Origin of the sequence: Gelidibacter salicanalis (assembly GCF_016469035.1) — a bacterium.
Taxonomy (GTDB): Bacteria; Bacteroidota; Bacteroidia; order Flavobacteriales; family Flavobacteriaceae; genus Gelidibacter; species Gelidibacter salicanalis_A.
This window is the reverse complement of sequence record NZ_JAEHJZ010000022.1, coordinates 65122-78262: the sequence shown is the minus strand read 5'-3', so window position 1 is coordinate 78262 and position 13141 is coordinate 65122. Positions and strand designations below refer to the sequence as shown.

The following is a 13141-nucleotide window of genomic DNA, read 5'->3' as shown; positions in this document are numbered from 1 at the left end:
CACTTACCGACCAGACACTAAATAAGCAGGAATATTTTTTTCCTTGCAAGCATTTAAGAAATTCACGGTTTCTTCTCTCCAGTTTTGTTTATCAAAATCCGCTACCAAAAACCAAGAAGTATTGTCTTGTAACAATGGATAAACTCCGATTTGCTGAGCCCCATTCAAGTGTTTTTGGATTTCATTGTCTGTGAGCGCTAAACACGTTTTGTGTGAATAATTTGCAAAAGTGCCACCGTTCATTTTATGCAAACGATAGTGATATGGATCATACTGATAGGATGGCATATATCCCGACTTTCCTGACTTTTCCCAACGAACAGCAAAGACATCTTCCCGCCCCCGAAAGAGAGCGTGGAAGATATTTATTTTAGATTCGTGTTTCATTTACTAATTTTTTCAAAATGACTAAAATCCACCTACTCCTAAATGGAAAGAACTTCTTGAAAACCCCTTCCTCTAAGATAATTTATTGTGAAGATAAAAAAAATCAAATGTCAACTTTTCCCCAAGTGGCTTAAATTGACTATAGTTTATTTTTATTTATTATTCCAACCTCATACCTGTTTTTACAGAATATGCCATCTTTTTACCTGTTTTTACTAAAAAACACCTGTTACTCCACAACAACATTCTAATTAGCAATTAAGAAAACCACGTACAATTTGTTTTTATTAAACTCAACATGAAGAATTCAAGTCGTATTTGGATAATATATTCGAAATGCCAAATGACATGGTTGCTTTATTGGTTAGGTTCTTCGAACAAAATAATGGCGTATTCTCAAATCGAGCCAAAGAAAAAGAATTCAAACAACTATCCACTGCTGAAATAGCTGATATAGAAGAAAATTACAAATTAAGTTTTCACTAATAGATTTGGGAGGAAAGTTCTTAAAATCGCATAAATTATTGAAATTTAAATAGTATCTTATTTTCAGTCGAAGTCCAACCTACCTCCTATTCCTCTTAAAATTCTCAGCGTGTTCCAACACGTTTTTGTAAACGGCTTCCATCGTCACCGGTGAATATCCAAACTCCGCCAATTTAACGATGATATTCATCTTCAATTCGGCTTTGATGTCTTATCGTCTACAATCGCTTTAATGTCTTTCGCTAATTCTAAATTTTCACCATCAGGAAACTCAAATCCAGATTGCTCTTTCACGGTAATTAGACTATCGTAAAAGACCTTTTCTTCATAATCCATACCCAAGTCTTCAAAGAATGTCACTTCCTAAAGAAGCGCAAAAATCAAATCAAGCATTGATTCTATTTATGATATATTTGATCATAGAAGACTAGAATTAAATATCCTCATCAATATCTTCATTAACACTATCTAGGTAGGATTGAAGATTAATCGCATTCCTCGCGTTTAAATTTTACACTATATTCCTTGTTGAAAATTACAAACCGATTTGTTACTGTTTGTTATTTCGTTTTCCTATATTTGCCCCCTTAAAAAATAGATTTTTATGAAGAAACATGCATTAATTGTTTTGGTATTTGCATTCTTAACGGCATGTAATAAAAGTGATGACAATGTTGACTATAAAGAAAAAAATAATGAAGAAATTTTAGCATATATTAACACTAATAAGTTAGAGGCTCAAAAAAGTGATTCTGGCTTGTATTATATTATTGATGAGCTTGGCTCTGGTGAGCAACCAGCGACAACCTCTAATGTAACCGTAGCTTATAAAGGTTATTTCTTAGACGGTAAGACTTTTGATAAAAGTGATGCTAATGGAATTTCGTTTGGTTTACAACAAGTAATTAAAGGATGGACAGAAGGTATTACCTATTTTAAAGAAGGTGGTAAGGGTAAATTATTAATTCCTTCGCATTTAGGATATGGAAGTCAGGGCCGTTCTGGTATTCCTGGTGGGGCTGTACTTATTTTTGATATTCATTTAATTTCTGTTAATTAATTGGAGATAACTTATCGCATTGTTTATTTATCTTACTATAGATAAAATATAAATGAGTTAGAAAAAATGAACACTAAATGAAAAAATATATCAAAGCATTTTTTAAAAAAATAAGTAATTAATCAGTTTCCAAATTGAAATTCATCTTTAGGGATAAGTTCCAAAGTAATAAAAAACTATTGCCACCACAAGAATTTTGGCTTATACTCGTATGTAGTCTTCCAAAAAATGACACTTTAACTAAATCTCTATAATTGCATTAATTCTGATATTATGAGAGTATCTTATTTATAGACGAAATCCAACCTACCTCCTATTCCTCTTAAAATTTTCTACCTGTTCCAATACATTTTTATAAACAGCTTCCATAGTTAATGGCGGATACCCAAACTCAACCAATTTAACTATGATATCCATCTTTAATTCGGCATTGATATCTTCACGTTCACTCCAATCCGTATACTTCGTCTTATAGTCTATAATGGTCTAGTCTATAATGGTCTTAATTGGTATATAAAATTTTAGTTCTAAAATTATTGCAGATCTGTCAAAATACTTTGCTAATTATTATACAGTACTATACTATAGAATTATGCTTTATTTTTATTTTTATAAATAGTGTATGGCTTAAGAGTTTCCTGTGAAAGTGCTTCATTAATTTTAGAACTTTTATAGAAGCGTTTAATTTCTTCCTTTTCAATATCATTTCCGCGTTCAAATATCCGGTTAATTACTGCGAGACTTTGGTTTCGCCAATCAATTTTAGAAATATCTGTATCCCAAAATAAAGACTTTCTTAATAGAGTTAAGTCAGGCGTATTTTTTTTTAGCTTACTCTTTTTCTTCCTTAATGTCGAAATAGGTTTGAAGAAGCGCAAGAGATCCTTCTTCTATGTTCAGTTTCTTTTCAATTTTCAAAGCTAGAGCTGTATTGAGCTTTCTTTTGCCTTTAGTTATTGCATTTATTGTCTGAGTATACTCACCAATAGAAAGCGCGAAAGAACGCTGTGAAATCCCTTTTTGGCTAAGTAAGCGCTCCAATATTATTCCAGGGTGGATGCCTTTGTATCTTTCTACTAACGTACTCATATATAAATGTAAACAAATTTGTTTATACTATTGCGAAGCCATAATTTCGAGATCTATTTTATTAAAATTAAATCTAAGAGAAATCTTTTAAACAATTATGCTATTTACCGCTATCACAGCAACTATCCGCATTTTTCTTAAAATATGAAACTTTTCATAATTACAACTCACAAATTACTGCCTTAACAGTAATATTTTAATTTTTTCACTGTTTCAACATACAGATACAATTAAATTGTGTATTTTTACCGTTAAAACAGTATATAATGAATGATCTTGATTTAGGCGTCTTTATTAAAGACCACCGAAAAAAAGCAGGACTCACACAGCTTCAGTTAGCCGACTTAGCGGGTATAGGAAAGACGACTGTTTTTGATATTGAAAAAAATAAAGAAACAGTGCGCTTCAATAATCTATTGGCAGTACTCCAAGTTTTAAATATCAAGATAGAATTCAAAAGCCCTTTAACTAAATAATTATGAGAAAAGCAATCGTATTTGTCCACGGAAAAAGAGCTGGTATTTTAACAGAAGTATCTGCTAATAACTATAATTTTGATTATGATGAAAATTATCAAGACGCTGCGGTTTCATTGACCATGCCAACAAGTCATAAAAAATATAGTTATCCATCCTTTCCTCCATTTTTTGAAGGCCTATTACCTGAAGGTGTCATGTTAGAAGGGTTATTACGTATTGGGAAAATTGATAAAAAAGATTATTTCTCTCAACTGATTGCTACAGGAAATGATTTAGTAGGCTCAGTAACGGTTAAATTGGTTGACAATGAATAGATGTCCTATTACTTATGAATTATGTGGTACCGATAAATATAGTTTAAAAGGACTCCGAATGATAGCTCCTAAGCTTACTCATTTAAATGATTTACCATACACTGCTGCCGAACTTCGACAGGAAGCCGCCAACAGAGCTAAAAAGCTTTCCATTCAAGGAGTACAACCAAAGCTTAGCGCGGCTATTTCAATAGTTGATCAAGAATTTAAAATTGTGGATCAATTTGGCACCTACATTATAAAGCCACAAAATGATTTGTTTCCAGAATTACCTGAAAATGAAGATGTCACGATGCGAATGGCTAAAGTATTTGGTTTAAACGTGCCTTTTCACGGGATGCTTTATGGGAAAGACGGAAGTTTATCCTATTTCATTAAGCGTTTTGATCGCTACGGAAAAGGAAAGAAATTGGCAACCGAAGATTTTGCTCAATTAACAGGAAATTCAAGAGACACAAAATACCGTTTTACAATGGAGAAACTCATTCCCGTACTTGACGAATACTGTTCATTTCCCGCCATTGAAAAAGCCGATTTTTTCAAAAGAGTTCTTTTTTGTTATGTTACTGGTAATGAAGATATGCATTTGAAAAACTTTTCCCTAATTACCAAAAATGATAAAGTAACGCTTACTCCTATATATGATTACTTAAATACCACGATAGCAATTAAAAATCCAGAAGAAGAAATTGCACTGTCATTGAAAGGGAAAAAAAGTAATTTAAAAGCATCTGACTTTATAGACTATTATGCCAAAGAAAGACTCCTGCTCAACGAAAAAACGATAGCTACTGCACTGCAACAATTAAAAAAGGCTACCCCAAAATGGAAAGAACTGCTTGAAATTTCTTTCCTCTCAGATGACATGAAAGAAAAGTATTTGAAATTGTTGGAAACTAGAATCAAGGTGTTCGAATAAGTTATTCTACTCGCTGCAGTTTTCCCTCCCCCATCAGAATATTCCAGAGTTTTGTACATCATTGACGAGTCCGGTTGAAACAAGTGTTTATATAGCCCATAAACCACCCTCTGGAGCCGTCAATTTGTTATCTAAAAGTTTTTATAAGTATTTTTTTTAAAGATTATGGGATTAATCAGGCCTTGTTATTTTTAATTTTTATAATCGAGGATACTCCGTGTTTACTTCGTAGCAATATAATGTCGTTAAAATATTTGCACTTTGGCTTCGCTCAGCGCAATCACGATCTTTTGGGGCCCTTGCAATGATATCTTAGAGAGCAAATATTTTTAAATCATAACTTCTTCAATGTTTGAATGAAATATTCCTGATCCAAACCCTTCTTTTCCGTTTCAATGATCTTTAGCAAATGGTCAAGAAGCGGTTCATTTGCAATTTCAACATCAAAATTTCGGATTTGGTTGTTAAACCGTTGACGATTGCCGAATTGGTGTATCAATTCCTGAATATTGGAAGGGATAAAAAACTGGGATCGTTCCTGAAGATGAACCTTATATTCATTGAGATAAATTCCAATTCCCGCCAGATCAAAATCTCCAAAATGCAGATACCGATTGGGAATTGTTTTTAACCAGGAAATCACATCCTTGTGTTGGCTTTGGGGATAGCGCGAAATAAATAACGGATTGATTTCTTTAAAGAGATAGCGCTGTTCTTGAATGTGACGAAAATTTCGGGCATTTTCCACACCTACAATCGTGATATCCTCCGGAATGCGGAAGTTTTCATAATCATAGATAAATGCAAAACTGCCATTATGGGGAGAAATAGGATATTCCTTGGCGTTTAAAGTGGCATTAATGTGGTCGTAGGCATTGATCAAAAAACCTTTAAAGGCTCTTTCCTTGGACGTTTTTGAGTCGGTTGCCACCTTAACAAAGTCAGCACGGCTGGACTCCTCATTGTCAAGTGCAGTAATATAATCCTCCAAATTATGGATTTGCAATTGGTTAGAAAGAAATACTAAAAGCGCTTTTTGATTGCTGAGCGTTAGGGTTTTTCGGTGTTTCCCTTTCTGAAGGAGGATATTTTCAGCAATCAATTCGCTAACTAGCGGGCTTTTGGCAGCACTGGCAGGTAGCGTTTCACCTTTAGTAAGCCTTAAAAGGATCCGTGCTATTTTGGGAGTCAACTTCATTAATTCGAAATTTTTGTATTCACTTTTATCAATCGATTTATCTTGGTCAAATATCTTTTTGGATTGCTTTTCGATTGTTCCTTAGCCAATTTATAGGTGTATTTATAATCCGTCGCGTTTTGACTTGTTGGAGAACCATTGATGAGCAGGATATTTCGCTCGTTGGCGAATTTTAAAATCCCCCTCACATTATTGGGGTGCAATCTCCCGATCTCATCCATCATACAATGCAATTTAAAGTCTTTTATTTTTCTCGAGGCACTATCCTTAAAAACGTTAAGAAGTAGAATATTTATCATCGCTTTTACCAAAACGTCCGTTCCTTCACTACCAACGTTTGAAAGCTTCTCCACCCAGCCGGAATCGTTGTCATTTTCAACGATACGGAATTGCAGATCAAAAGATTCAGATAAGGTTAAAGTGGACGTCTTGGCCCGTTCAAGTTCTTTTATCAACTGTTTGACCAATTCCACGGCGCGGTGGTTTTTTGAGGACGATTCTGAAGTGCTGAAAAGGTTTATCTGTCCCAATTGTAGACTGTGCTCCTCATTAAAATTCTTTATTTCCAAAAGAAGGGATACAATAGGATTGGAACTTTTCTGCGTACGCATTTCCATTTCCTTTATGGCTTCCACAAAGTTTTTATGTAAAAAATCATCATTGATTTTTTTGATTGTTTTCTCAATTTCAGCTTCCTTAGAAGTCAGTTCCGTGGTCTCCCGTCCTATTTGATTAATAATAGTTCCAAAGCGTTCGTTCACGCGTTTCTGATACTCTTGAATTTTATCTTCCTCGATGAATTCTTTGAGGTTTAGGGCGAAATTGAGATAATCTTCATCATTGCCAAATTGTACTTTAAATTGAAACACATTCGCTTCATTAAAGTTGCTAACAAAGCCATTAATGGAACGCTGAAGTTCTTGAAACTTACCAATTCCTTTATAGTATTTGTCATTAATTTCAGAAATAAGAAGCGAAGCCTTTTTTGAAATATCCTGTTCTTCTTTATCAGAAGAATCCTCCAAAACGGCTTCCATACCAGCAAAAGCTTCGGATTTTTTGAATTTCTCAAATTCTAAAATATCAATTTCTAAAATAGAAAACTTATCCTCAAGCGATTTCACCTTTTCTGTTTGATGGCTTAGCTTTTTATGGGACTTTGAAAGTTCAATCTTGTGGGTGTCAGCACTATGAAGTTGTTGTTTTTCTATCGTAATTTTATCTGTTTTCCATTGCGGAAGAAGGTCAAATAACTCTCGTTTATCTTTTTGGTATTCGATGACCGTTTTTTCATTTTGCGCTATAAATTCCAAGGAACTTATTATAGTAGACAATTTCCCATCTATTTCTTCCAATCGTTTTCTGTCTGCACCTTTATCCTCCAATTCATCCATCTGATTTTTGCGGAGTACTTCAATGCGAAGGTCGGATTGCTCTTTGTGATTGTTAATAGAAGACTGGAAGGTTGAAACTTTTTCGTTTTTACTTGCTTCTAAATCAGCAGTCTTTTTATCCCGTTCCGTTTCCTTTAATGAAATCCTTCTAGAAATATTTTTCTTAACCGCCGTTAACTGATCTGTTGCTTTTGAAAGTTCATAAGAACAATTTTCTAACTTCTTTTCAATTTCGGTGGCTCTGATTTTCTTTTCAGCTTCTGATTTTTCAACCCATTCTCTCAATTGGACGCTATTGATCTTCTGTTTTTCCTCATTCTGATTTAACTGATAGTCTTCTTTTGCAATTAAATCATTTAAATTTTTGATTTTTTTGTTAAAGCCACTCTTCAATTTATTTTGTTCCGTTTCTTTTTCAGCCTCTATCCGAATACTGTTTTTTTGGATTTGCTCCAGCTGTTTTTTTAATCTTTCTATGTCCTGTCGATATTCTTGAACACTTTTGATTTTATTCTCGAGAACTTCCAAATTGACGCGGACACCAAATAGGGATTCCGTTTCCTTTTCAAATTGCTCTGGTTCAAGATCCGAATGAAATAGAACATTTTCATCAATGACTTTCCCAATAGTATTTTCCCAGTTCGAAACATTTTTATTTAACCAGCCGTAAAAGGAATCTTCACTTTGGAATAGTTTAGACTCAATTTCCTTTATCACGTTTTCAGCTTCAGCGCTTTGGTCTTTTGCCTTTGCCGTTTCAATTTCAAATCGGGCGTCTATTCTTTCAGTTTCAAGTTCCCATTCTTTTCTAGCATTTTTGATTTGGTACTTTGAATCCGCAATCGCGGAGTTACCAGCAGAAATCTTGGCAATTAACTGCTCCTGATTTTGTTTGCCCGCTCCTATTTCACTTTCAAAAAAGATTTGATATTTTAATTCTGATTTTTGATTATCGAGACGGTGTTTCTCATTCTTAAGTCTTTCGATCTCTTCTACCGCATTTGTTTTTTCTGCTTCGGAATTGATCTTAATGTCGTTAACTATTTTTTGATAGCTGGTAAAAAGTTCCATTTTAGAATTTCCAAACTCCTGCTCCAATTGATTGATTTCTGAAGTTTTGGTATTTAAGTAAGCTTGCTTTTCATTTTCGATTTGCCGGATCAAGTTTTCATATTTCGTCCTGATATCTGCAAATCTTGAAGTGAGCAGGTTTTTTTCTTCAGCCAATGCGCCCCTTTCCTGTTGCAAGGATTCTTTCTCCGCGACCTTGGAAATCAATATATCAATTTCGATTCTTTGATATTCCTGTTGTTTCCTCTGTGCTTCCGCAATCTGTTTCTTGAAATAATCTATTTCAGAAATTATTTTTTGCTCGCGTTTTTGATGTAATTCTTTGAGCTTTTCAAACTCTTCATAAAACCGATCCTTTGTTTGACTTTCTTCTAAAATCTCGACTTGAAGTAGTGGCTTTTGTATTTCTACATAATCCATTCGCGACAACAAATTCCGAAATAACTCCGATTTCTCCCGATTCAAATAATTATGAATACGGTAATGGTCAATGATGCTATCCGCCTGTTTCCTGATAGGCACTTCTCCTTTCCTATTTGCTTTAGACCAAATAGCGATATCATTAATTTGACTTTCAAATTCACGGAGATGGTTTTTGGAATAATTCTCCAGATCGATGGTAAACTCTTCCTCATTAAGGGAATTAATGATGGTGTCCTTGATAAATTTAGCTTCCAGATTGGAGTTTAAAAACACATTTTGAATGGTGCGCGGAATATTTTCATACTGCCTACTTTCTATAATTGCATATTTTCTGTATTCAGGTTTAAGGGATTTATTATCGCCGTAAATAATCCTTCGGAATTCATCATAACTAGAAATGATAGACGTATAATATATTGATTTGCCAAAAGCCTGACGAATCTGCTCCCAATTCTCAAACGCCCGATTCTGATGGTCAATAAAAAGCTGTTGCTCATACCCAGAGTCAAAAAACCGAAACGCCACTTTGCCGTTCACTTTGTAACTAAGCACACAAAATGGAACGCCATCTTTCATCACTTCATAAATGACATAGGAGTTTTGATAAGGAAAATAATAATCGTCATAGTTTTTTTTCTCACGTGGAATTCCAAGTTTGACCTTGTTGGCATTGTAAAAAAACAAAATGGCACGTAAAAGCGTGCTTTTTCCGACACCCTGGGTACCAATCAGATGCACGTTGCCGTCAAGCTCAATCTCTGCATAGGCTACCGATGCGCTGTTTATAAATATGATTTTATTCAGGTATCTCATTCTCTATTTCTTCAGGAATATTAATAGCGGTAACCAAGTCTTTTAAATAATTGAAAGAGGTAAGCACTTTATAGGTTTCGGACATTTCATTTTCTAAGGCCACAAAATCGTCCTTAATCAATTGCTCGATTATTTTTTTAACTCTTTCGGAATAATTCTTTTTATCGGCGCCTAGCCTTTTTAGATTGTCCAATTTATTTTTTAAATCGGCATTGTTCTTTAGTTGATTGACAATTTCTGCAGGCGAAAACCTAAAACCCACGTCAAAAGAAGTGTCAAATGTTTTTAAAAAGTCCAGCAAGTCGATCCAGCCAAAGGCTTTGTTCAGTTTCCTATCCAGATCCGTATTGCTTTCCAAGCGACTAAAATAAAAATATTCGTTTCCGTGTTCTAAATTGTAATTGATATGGGCGAAATAATTTTGCAACTCGTAAAATGTTTCCTCCTCCTCAAGAATGTTGTAGAGCATTTTTATACGATCGTCGGGACTATTGGAGCATATAAACCGACCACGGCGAAGCACTTCAAAAATTTCGGAGGTGTATTTTGTTTTCATCTTTATTTATTTAGGATAAACCATAGCGTATTCCACACCATTAAAATTTTCAAATTCATTGGCAATCGTGAATTCCTGATCATAAATGGACACAAGTTGACAATATACTGTAACCCGTTCCTCAAAACCGACCTCCTTGTTAAAGTTGTAGTTTACGATAAAGTTGAACAGATTATCGCCTGTGGCCAAAAAATGATTTCGTACCTCCTCCAGATTGATCATGATTTCTTGCTCCACATTATTTTCAAGAAAATCGGTTGCAATAGTTTCTGCAAGCTCGGGAACGATGTGTGTTCTGGATTTATAATTTTTAGCAACTTTCTTAATGGATGCAAAAGCTCTTTCTTCATTGAGAATGAAATCCAATGAAAGATTAAGAGGTTCGCCCAATCTTCGTTCAAAAATTAAGGAATTGCTTTTTGCTAAGTGCTGTTTGATATCCGTTTCTGCTTCAATGGTAAAATGATCCTTTAGATATTTTAATTTACGAAGCTTCTCCAAAAACAAGCCTTGGTGCTTAATCTGATTCAGATAATCAATGATCTGTTTTTCAATTTCGATCAAGTTATGGGAACATTCATTCAGCTGAAGCTTCAACTCTGTAATGATCCGTTTTAATTCCTCATCTTGGGAGGTTTTAAAAAAGACGGGCTGGTTTTCATTGATAAGATTAAGAGCTTGACCACTCAGCTTTTTTACCATCACTCTTTTCTCATCAAGATGTTTTAATTTGAGTTGCTTGTTTTTAAAATTCGGCTCATTTTTAAAGGTATTGTCAACTTTACGTCTCAGGTCAATAACGCTACGGATCGTTACAACGCCTATTTTACGAAAAGTTCTTTTTATCTCTCTTAGATAGGCATGCCTTCTATGCTCGCTATTTTCATTTAAAAAGTAAACAATGTTTTCCTGAATGGATTTGATATTTTCATCAATGGAGGCCAAATTAATTTCCTCATTCACTTCAAGGACTTGCTCAAAAAACTCCAAAAATAGACCATCGATTTCCAACAGTCCTCCGTTTTCCCGCAACACCGCCTTTTTGACTAGATAATCTATGCGCGCTTCATCATAATCGACCAGTTCCAGAGCATAAGAAAGTTTAAACTCCAACGACTTTCGCTTTCCAAACATTTCATAAAAAAGTCTGTCTTCTCTTTTTAGAGCAGTGAGCAATTCCTTGATATCATTGAAAGATTGAATGTCCATGGCGCTAAATTTAAGAATATTTAGGGAGAATCAAATTATGAATTTGAGCAGATTTACTAGCTCGTTCAAGAACAAAAAGTTATCTCTGCTAGAAAGGACAATTCTCCTTAATACGCTTTAAAAAATTGGAAGACTTACTTCAACTAAAACCATCTTTACCTTTAACGTCAACCAAGTTTGTCCATATATGCCTTTATGAATTTAGCCGATTGGAGTCTTAGTCGTTCGACAAAAAATAAAACCTAACTTTCCTCCTCTCCTATGTCACCTATAACTCTCATCTTGTCAATAACTTAAATAGCTGAAACGAACAATTAGGAAGATGCAAAATCCAACAGGGGTTGATACTTATTCTGGTCGGCCTGTTTAACCGCTTGCAGATATGCTGTTCTAGTTTCGGTAGCTTTAGACAAATTGCTTGCGCCCCAAGAGAAGAGTTCTTTATTAAACAGTTTTTCAATAATTATGTCGGCCATTAGCCTGCTATGCCGACCATTTCCATTAGGAAAACAATGGATGCTTACTAAACGGTGTTTAAAACGAATAGCTATTTCTTCAGGAGAAAATGTGCGGTTTTCTATCCAATACAATGCATCATCGCAAAGCACTTTAAGTTGCATAGGAATTTGGTGTTTATCTACGCCAATATTTTTATCAGATTTTCTAAAAGTTCCTGCCCAAGCCCATATATTGCCATACATACGTTTGTGTAGGTTACGAATAAACTTCTCAGTAAACACCTGTTCGGGTTTAAATTTTTTTCCGAACACCCATTGTAAAGCCTCTTCTATGTTGAGTTGCTCAAATTCATCCAGTTCAGCCTTTGTGCTAATGGTCTCGATTAATAGGCCCTCTTTTTCCTCTTCATCAATTGGGGTTTGCCCATCGATATATTCTAAGTCTAATCCCATAAAGATTTAGGCATTTCGTTTTTAATGATGGCCTTGCGTTCTTCGATGGCTTTTTGAAGACGTTCTTTAGAGTTTTCTTGATCTTCCAACTTCATGGTGTTGGAGGTTCGAGAAACAATACGCAGTGCTAATTCTTTCGCTTTTCGTTCTATTAAATCGTCTATAGTACCATCCTTGGGCACCAATCCATATACGAGTTGCATATCCAGTGCATTTGCTGTTTCTTTTAGACTGTTTAGTGTAATACTACCTTCCTTTTCCCTTATTTCGATTTCCTGAACACTTTGTTTGGTAATTGCTAATTTATCTGCGACTTGCTGCAGCGACATTCCTATGGAGACCCTTACCGTTTTGAGCCAGCCAATAGTCGGTTGTGTGACTTGAACTGCTTCTCTAAATCCTTTTAGTTTTCGGTCTAATTGTTCTATTTGCAATCTTTTCTTGTTCATAACATAAAGTTTTAACCTGACAGGCGTACATCAAAAGTAAGGTTATTACCTGACATAGCCAAGTGTTTTGTCAGGTTATAGGCTGACTAATCTGAATAAATCGTCAGGTTATACCCTGATAATGAATTATGATATTATACGATTTGACGAGAAATGTTTTGTATAGAAGTAATATTTAAACCTTTAGTTCTTAGAAGTTTCTAACTTAAAATCCTGTACCATTTCAGCCATTGCTACGGTATGATTTTCGACCTCTTTTAATACCTTAATGTAATCCTGAAATTATATTATTTCAGAGATTTTACATCAAATTTTTCCGTAAAAAAAATAAATATTAGTACTCATCGTTAGCTCATAATATGAGAATTACAAATCAAATAATC

General features: G+C 34.5%; 16 protein-coding genes. 4 read left to right on the top strand and 12 right to left on the bottom strand.

Going from position 1 to position 13141, the window contains the following annotated elements:
• Window positions 1-3: 3 nt before the first annotated feature.
• From JEM65_RS10215 to JEM65_RS10205, 3 genes are all read right to left on the bottom strand, one after another.
• Window positions 4-387: a TOTE conflict system archaeo-eukaryotic primase domain-containing protein gene (locus tag JEM65_RS10215; RefSeq protein ID WP_199599097.1), complete on the bottom strand. Its 384-nt coding sequence runs from the start codon at window positions 385-387 to the stop codon at window positions 4-6.
• A gap of 565 nt (window positions 388-952) precedes the next feature.
• Window positions 953-1063: a hypothetical protein gene (locus JEM65_RS23105; protein ID WP_199599095.1), complete on the bottom strand. Its 111-nt coding sequence runs from the start codon at window positions 1061-1063 to the stop codon at window positions 953-955.
• 2 nt (window positions 1064-1065) lie between these two features.
• Window positions 1066-1209, bottom strand: a complete 144-nt coding sequence (locus JEM65_RS10205) for a hypothetical protein (protein WP_199599093.1) — start codon at window positions 1207-1209, stop codon at window positions 1066-1068.
• Between the two features lie 268 nt (window positions 1210-1477).
• Here JEM65_RS10205 and JEM65_RS10200 point away from each other — a divergent pair, with 268 nt between their 5' ends.
• Window positions 1478-1933, top strand: a complete 456-nt coding sequence (locus JEM65_RS10200) for an FKBP-type peptidyl-prolyl cis-trans isomerase (protein WP_199599091.1) — start codon at window positions 1478-1480, stop codon at window positions 1931-1933.
• A 306-nt stretch (window positions 1934-2239) separates the two neighbouring features.
• Here the strand turns inward: JEM65_RS10200 and JEM65_RS23100 are convergent, their stop codons facing one another.
• From JEM65_RS23100 to JEM65_RS22395, 3 genes are all read right to left on the bottom strand, one after another.
• On the bottom strand, window positions 2240-2413 hold the full coding sequence (locus JEM65_RS23100) for a type I restriction enzyme endonuclease domain-containing protein (RefSeq protein WP_368856061.1): 174 nt from the start codon (window positions 2411-2413) through the stop codon (window positions 2240-2242).
• Window positions 2414-2523: 110 nt separating this feature from the next.
• Window positions 2524-2811, bottom strand: coding sequence for a DUF6922 domain-containing protein (locus JEM65_RS23565; protein WP_439953510.1), 288 nt, complete (start codon window positions 2809-2811; stop codon window positions 2524-2526).
• Window positions 2765-3022, bottom strand: coding sequence for a helix-turn-helix transcriptional regulator (locus JEM65_RS22395; protein WP_233530609.1), 258 nt, complete (start codon window positions 3020-3022; stop codon window positions 2765-2767). The genes JEM65_RS23565 and JEM65_RS22395 overlap by 47 nt, the downstream gene beginning before the upstream one ends.
• Before the next feature lie 266 nt (window positions 3023-3288).
• On the opposite strand from JEM65_RS22395, the gene JEM65_RS10185 reads away from it, so the two are divergent.
• Genes JEM65_RS10185 through JEM65_RS10175 form a run of 3 tightly spaced genes read left to right on the top strand, consistent with a single transcriptional unit; the run spans window position 3289 to window position 4734 of the window.
• Window positions 3289-3498 carry a helix-turn-helix transcriptional regulator gene (locus tag JEM65_RS10185; RefSeq protein WP_146893313.1) on the top strand — a complete coding sequence of 70 codons (210 nt, stop codon included), beginning with the start codon at window positions 3289-3291 and terminating at the stop codon, window positions 3496-3498.
• Window positions 3499-3500: 2 nt separating this feature from the next.
• Entirely contained in the window at window positions 3501-3815 is a 315-nt protein-coding gene (locus tag JEM65_RS10180) for a HipA N-terminal domain-containing protein (protein WP_199599089.1), read from the top strand.
• Complete coding sequence (locus JEM65_RS10175) at window positions 3808-4734, top strand: HipA domain-containing protein (RefSeq protein ID WP_199599087.1); 927 nt, start codon at window positions 3808-3810, stop codon at window positions 4732-4734. Before JEM65_RS10180 ends, JEM65_RS10175 begins: the two co-directional genes overlap by 8 nt.
• A 334-nt stretch (window positions 4735-5068) precedes the next feature.
• Here JEM65_RS10175 and JEM65_RS10170 read toward each other — a convergent pair whose 3' ends face one another.
• From JEM65_RS10170 to JEM65_RS10145, 6 genes are all read right to left on the bottom strand, one after another.
• On the bottom strand, window positions 5069-5932 hold the full coding sequence (locus JEM65_RS10170) for a DUF7281 domain-containing protein (RefSeq protein WP_199599085.1): 864 nt from the start codon (window positions 5930-5932) through the stop codon (window positions 5069-5071).
• Complete coding sequence (locus JEM65_RS10165) at window positions 5932-9633, bottom strand: ATP-binding protein (protein WP_199599083.1); 3702 nt, start codon at window positions 9631-9633, stop codon at window positions 5932-5934. Before JEM65_RS10165 ends, JEM65_RS10170 begins: the two co-directional genes overlap by 1 nt.
• Window positions 9617-10189, bottom strand: coding sequence for a condensin complex protein MksE (locus JEM65_RS10160; protein ID WP_199599081.1), 573 nt, complete (start codon window positions 10187-10189; stop codon window positions 9617-9619). Before JEM65_RS10160 ends, JEM65_RS10165 begins: the two co-directional genes overlap by 17 nt.
• Window positions 10190-10195: 6 nt before the next feature.
• Window positions 10196-11398 carry a hypothetical protein gene (locus JEM65_RS10155; protein WP_233530608.1) on the bottom strand — a complete coding sequence of 401 codons (1203 nt, stop codon included), beginning with the start codon at window positions 11396-11398 and terminating at the stop codon, window positions 10196-10198.
• Between the two features lie 314 nt (window positions 11399-11712).
• Complete coding sequence (locus JEM65_RS10150) at window positions 11713-12309, bottom strand: mobile mystery protein B (RefSeq protein ID WP_199599079.1); 597 nt, start codon at window positions 12307-12309, stop codon at window positions 11713-11715.
• A complete protein-coding gene (locus tag JEM65_RS10145) occupies window positions 12300-12758 on the bottom strand; it encodes a mobile mystery protein A (protein ID WP_199599077.1) in 459 nt (152 codons plus the stop codon). The genes JEM65_RS10150 and JEM65_RS10145 overlap by 10 nt, the downstream gene beginning before the upstream one ends.
• Between the last annotated feature and the right edge of the window lie 383 nt (window positions 12759-13141).